Annotated in this window: 3 protein-coding genes; all 3 read left to right on the top strand. The window is 32.9% G+C overall.

The features are described 5' to 3' along the window. Window positions 1–6 precede the first annotated feature (6 nt). The 3 genes from VIM70_RS23485 to VIM70_RS19565 all read left to right on the top strand — a co-directional run bounded on the left by VIM70_RS23485 (window position 7) and on the right by VIM70_RS19565 (window position 2841). A complete protein-coding gene (locus VIM70_RS23485) occupies window positions 7–150 on the top strand; it encodes an HNH endonuclease (RefSeq protein ID WP_414648731.1) in 144 nt (47 codons plus the stop codon). 194 nt (window positions 151–344) lie between these two features. Continuing rightward, a complete protein-coding gene (locus VIM70_RS19570; RefSeq protein WP_291112027.1) occupies window positions 345–1073 on the top strand; it encodes an N-6 DNA methylase in 729 nt (242 codons plus the stop codon). Between the two features lie 274 nt (window positions 1074–1347). After that, entirely contained in the window at window positions 1348–2841 is a 1494-nt protein-coding gene (locus tag VIM70_RS19565) for an exonuclease domain-containing protein (protein ID WP_291112030.1), read from the top strand. Window positions 2842–3872 lie beyond the last annotated feature (1031 nt).

Here is a 3872-nt window from a genome sequence, read left to right as displayed (position 1 = left end):
AGAGACATGAACCTATGCCAACATTGTAAACAAAAGCCTGCGGTGGACATACATCACCTTACCTATGAACATTTATTTAATGAACCCATCGAAGACTTATTGGCGCTTTGCCCTACTTGTCATTCCAAAGTACACAGCAAGATATTGTAGCGGAATGAGTTATTGATTCTCTCCACAAAGTTAGCTGAAACAGCCAAATACAGCCACTAACGTTTCAAGGTAGTATCACGAAAATGGGTATCCTTACAGGAGCCTCCACATTTTCTTAGCTCTCCACCTTGCCTTAATTCGTCTGTTCAGCAGTTCGTCTGTTCGAGAATTCACTCGGATTAAAACTTACTGCTATGGAAATTAAACAACTGCTAACAGCCTTTGAACGATACGCTTACGGCCAATCTCTACACACTGCATTTACCGAACTAATAGATTGGACCTTGTTACCGTTTAAGAAGTACAACACAATTGAGGAACAAAACCAGGCCCTTGAAACTTACAAATCCCATCCAAAGGTTGACCAGTTAGTAAAGCTCATTACCTTAATAGGTGATCTGTCAGAAGATTTTAACGATCCACTTGGTGAATTATACATGCAAGCTATTTCTAATGGCTTCAATGGTCAATATTTTACGCCGACACCGGTATGTGAAATGATTTCAGCTATGACTATAGGTGAAGCCCTTGAAAGCAGAGAAACAATTTGTGATCCAGCTTGTGGTTCAGGTAGAATGCTTTTAGCATCAGCAAAACTTAATCGTCATTCAAAATTCTATGGTGCAGACCTGGACAGTACATGTTGTAAAATGGCTTTGATAAATATGCTGCTTAACTCATTACAAGGTGAAATAGCTCACATGAATACCCTAAGCAATGATTTTTACAATGGATATAAAACCAGTACAACATTAGTTGATGGTTATCACATGCCTTACTTTATTGAATTTACCGAACCTGAATTGAGTTACATTTGGCTTAAACCAAATCAGAAAGTTGAAGTAAAGTCAGCATTCAATACACCCTTTGAACCTGTCAGAGCAACTATCCCTATCAGTGGTGTGCAGATAAGCCTCTTTTAAGGTTATCTTATTTCGAATTGTTTGATTGCTGGTCTACATTGATTAACTATCTTTATCAGTTCAAAATAAACTATGCCTACACTTCATTGGATTGGAAAAGTTAAAGTAATAAAAAGAATTTGAGCTTGAGTCCAGACTGAAATTATTGAAAACATAACTGTTAGCAATGATTGGTTTTCCAATTTATTATTCAAAGTAATATAATGATTATCGTATTTCTTATAAATTAGTATCTGAAACTGGAACCAAAAATCTTAAGACAATAAAAAGAACTATGCACCCTAATCAATTACAGTTATTTCTACATGCGAATTATTTTTATAATTTAGGATTTAATGTCTCATGTATAAACGGCAAAGAATCTTTCGAAGAAACGATTAATCAAGATTTTCTAAAATGTCCCTATCATTCATGGCATCATTTAATTGAAAAGAGACAAACTGTTGAAGAACTTCTTTCATATAAGTGGGATTCTGCAACCGGTTTAGGTGTTATTTTAGGGAATAATAATATTCGGTGTTTAGATTTTGATGGTGTGAAAGACTTCAATTTAATTACAGTTTGCTTAAAAACCCTCGGATTACCTTTTGATTATGATTGGATATCGTTAACTGGAAGTTGTCAAGGGTTTCATATTTTTATAAGAGCAGAAGAACATAATATTAGATCAAATGACTCAAGAACCAAAGCGTTTTGTTCAAGCGGCTTTTATAGTGAAGTTTTCGATAGACTTGAATTAAGATGGCGAAATCACGTTGTTATTCCCCCATCAAAACATAGGTCTTTACGCGAATATAAATTCCTTCATAATGAAATACCGACTCAAGATATTTTATACATTCCTATCGAAAGGATTTATAATTTGGCTGCTCTTGTCTGTTCAAATAATCAAGGGCATGATAATAGTAAATTGCAGTTTAAAAGACTTTTACGGAACGATTATACGTTTAATGTTACCGATTTTTGTGAAATAAGAAAGCCTAGTAGTGAAGATTCACTGGACTATGTTGAGTTTCCAGACAAAGAAGATTTCAAGCAAGAAGGTGTCCTTGAAATACCACTAACAGCCTCAAGCGAGTATCTAATTGATTATATAGACTCCGAATCTGTTTATATAAATAATGGTGTCTTCTATATTAAACCTCAACCTCATTCAAGATATACGAAAAGTGAATATTCTAAATCAATAGATAAGGATATTTGGTATTTATTTATTGATGTTGAAACGACAGGACTATTAAATGATGATTATTTTCAAACTTCTCGGCCCGCAAGAGCCGTACAAATTGCTTGGGTAGCTTATGACCGAAATGGTAAATACCTTTTCGAAAGGAATTATTTAATTGATGTACGGTCGATAGAAATTCCATTGAAAGCTATTAAAATTCATCACATTACAAGTGCTTTAGCGTCTCAGTTTGGAACTGATTTGAAAAAAGTCCTTTTAGAATTAGACGTTCATTTAAGTTTCGCAGAATATATTGTCGGACATAACATTGACTTTGATATAGAGATTTTAAAATGGGAAATGGATAATGCTTTACTACCTGAAAATTACCTTAAACATCCGAAACCAATTTGTACAATGAAGTCAACAAGTGGTTTGTTTCAGAACCCCGAATACGGCGATGATAATTATCTTTCTCTTGAGGCGCTTTACAAGGCTTTGTTTGGGACAGAATTCTTTGGAGTTCATAATGCATTGTGCGATGCAAAGGCGACAGCAGAATGCTTTTGGGAACTTAAGGAACATTGGGTAAATATTTAGTCATGAAACATCTTTAGTAGCTTCAAATTAATTTAAGACAAATTATATTCAACGTATCAAAAATTTAGCAGAGTTAGCTTGTTTTGACCTGGTATAAATCAGAAATCTTAACCTGCCATAAATTGACCTACCAAAGTAAATCAACTCACAGATTCACTCATTAAAAGGCAACAATTTGGATAAAACCTAATCAAACTTATTATTTTACACTTAAATCAATCTCCCGACACTTAGTCAATTTACCTTTATAAATAGCATTTCAAAACTCAACTGTCGGTAACTCCATACCTTGCTTTATCATTGAATCAGAAGTCTTACCCTGTAAGAAGTAAGGGAGGAGACCATCCAAAACCTCAACAAATCAAAAAATAGCGATTTCCAATAATTTCATAATTCTTGTAATTGTCTATATAATAGATGTTTTTCAACAAAAATTGGAAAAAAGTAAAAGTGCAAATTAGGCTTGTTGCCGTATAAAAAGTAAGGGAAAGTTGAAGTAAAGTGAAAGAATCATCATTTTTAAAATTTTGCTACAGTTAGAAAAAAGGGGCTTAATAACCCATTTTATTGAAAAGGTGTAGCAAAAATGAAAAGTTAAATTAACAGTTTCACCTTTTAAGAAGTAAGGATGAAGAACCAAAAAACATCAACTATCATCATTTCCAAAAAATAACAAAAACTTGTAAATCCCTTATAAAAGGAATAATTGACTAAAAATTGGAAAAATGATAATCTCAATTCAGGAATTTCAAGACCTCTATAAAAGATAAAAAATCAATATTCTTGAATTTGAAAAATTAATTTATTGAAAAAATATCTTGCCTTAATTCAAGATTTTAACACCTTCTATAAAGTAAGAAATACCCAATTTCTTGAATTAGAAAACGTTGTTATCAAGGTGAAGTTTATTCCTTAAATGATCACCTATTGTCGCATGTAATATGTTTCCTCTACAAATTGATAAGTAGTTGAAGGGTTCAGTTGCCAATTAGGGTTTTGAATATTTGAAACATAAGTATTTGTCAATTCCA

Source organism: Clostridium sp., assembly GCF_036569345.1.
Classification (GTDB): domain Bacteria; phylum Bacillota; class Clostridia; order Clostridiales; family Clostridiaceae; genus Clostridium_AD.
The sequence above is the reverse complement of the archived record's forward strand: the minus strand, read 5'-3'. Positions and strand labels throughout refer to the sequence as shown.